Genomic DNA, 1,752 nt, shown 5'->3' with positions numbered 1-1,752 from the left:
CCCCCGCACCGACGCCGCCTGGCTGGCGGCGCACTGGATGCCTTACACCGGCAACCGCGAATTCCAGGCCAACCCCCGCCTCATCACCAGCGGCCAGGGGGCCTACTACACCAGCCACGACGGGCGCCAAATCTTCGACGGCCTCTCCGGCCTGTGGTGCACCGGCCTGGGCCATGCGCGCAAGGAAATCGTGGACGCCGTGAGCCGCCAGGTGGCCACGCTCGACTATTCACCCGCCTTCCAGTTCGGCCACCCGCTGGCGTTCGAGCTGGCCAACAAAATCGTCGAGCGCATGCCCGCCGGCCTCAACCGCGTGTTCTTCACCGGCTCGGGTTCGGAGTCGGCCGACACGGCGCTCAAGATGGCGCGCGCCTACTGGCGCACCAAGGGCCAGGCCAGCAAGACGCGGCTGATCGGCCGCGTCAAGGGCTACCACGGCGTGAACTTCGGCGGCATCTCGGTCGGCGGCATCGCGGCCAACCGCAAGCTCTTCGGTCAGGGCGTGGAAGCCGACCACCTGCCCCACACCCAGCCGCCCAACGGCAGCTTCTACCGCGGCATGCCGCCCGAGGCCGGGCCCCACGGTGCCGCGCTGGCCGACGAACTGCTGGCGCTGATCGCGCTGCACGACGCCTCCAACATCGCGGCCGTCATCGTCGAACCCTTCTCGGGCTCGGCCGGCGTGGTGATCCCGCCCGTGGGTTACCTGCAGCGCCTGCGCGAGATCTGCACGGCCAACAACATCCTGCTGATCTTCGACGAGGTCATCACCGGCTTTGGCCGCACCGGCAGCTGGACCGGCTCGGAAGCCTTCGGCGTCACGCCCGACATCCTCAACATCGCCAAGCAGGTCACCAACGGCGCGCAGCCGCTGGGCGCGGTGATCGTGCGGCAGGACATCTGCGACACCTTCATGGCCGCGGGTGGCCCCGAGTACATGCTGGAGTTTCCGCACGGCTACACCTACTCGGCCCACCCGGTGGCCTGCGCTGCCGGCATCGCCTCGCTCGACCTGCTGGAGAGCGACAACGCGCTGCAGCGCGTGCGCGAACTCGCGCCGTACTTCGAAAACGCCGTGCACGGCTTGCAGGGCGCGAAACACGTGGCCGACGTGCGCAATTTCGGTCTGGCCGCGGGCATCACCATCGCGCCCCTGCCGGGCGAGCCGGCCCGGCGGCCCTACGAGATCGCCATGGCCATGTACCAGAAGGGCTTTTACGTGCGCTACGGCGGCGACACGATCCAGCTCGCGCCGCCCTTCATCAGCACGCCGGCGGAGATCGACCGCATGGTCAGTGCGCTGGGCGATACGCTGAACAAGACGCTTTAACCCCCCGCAGCGCTTCGCGCTACCCCCCAGGGGGCAACCCGATGCGGCCCGGCAAAGCCGGTTCCGCCGGGTTCTCGGCTTGGGCACAGCGCTCCGGCTGCCCCGGCGCCAGCCCACTGGCCACCAAGCGCACGATCAGTTCTTCCGCGTTGTCGTAGTCGCGCGTGGTCAGCGCCGGCTTGCCCAGCAGCAGCGCGAACTGGGCCTGCTGCTCGGCGTAGGCCTGCGTGACCGACCAGATGATGAACATCAGGTGCGTGAAGTTCACGCGCGCGATGCGGCCTTCGCGCGCCCAGCGCTCGAAGGTGCGCACCTCCTTGCGCAGCAGCGGCCCCACGCGCGCGGTGATGGCTTCGCCGTACCTTGGTGCACCGGCGATCACCTCTTTGGTGAATACCTTGACCCCATTGGGGCGTTCGCGC

General features: G+C 69.1%; 2 protein-coding genes. One reads left to right on the top strand and one right to left on the bottom strand.

What is annotated here, in order from left to right; all coding sequences use genetic code 11:
- On the top strand, positions 1 to 1,330 hold a 1,330-nt coding region (locus V6M57_RS18195), incomplete at its 5' end, for an aspartate aminotransferase family protein (protein ID WP_332816415.1).
- A gap of 19 nt (positions 1,331 to 1,349) precedes the next feature.
- On the opposite strand, the gene V6M57_RS18190 is transcribed toward V6M57_RS18195, so the two are convergent.
- The coding region (locus tag V6M57_RS18190; protein WP_332816414.1) for a TetR family transcriptional regulator C-terminal domain-containing protein at positions 1,350 to 1,752 on the bottom strand (403 nt) is incomplete at its 5' end.

Source organism: Ramlibacter sp. (assembly GCF_036676645.1).
Classification (GTDB): domain Bacteria; phylum Pseudomonadota; class Gammaproteobacteria; order Burkholderiales; family Burkholderiaceae_C; genus Ramlibacter.
Note: the sequence above shows the minus strand (reverse complement) of the source record. Positions and strands in the feature narration are given on the sequence as shown.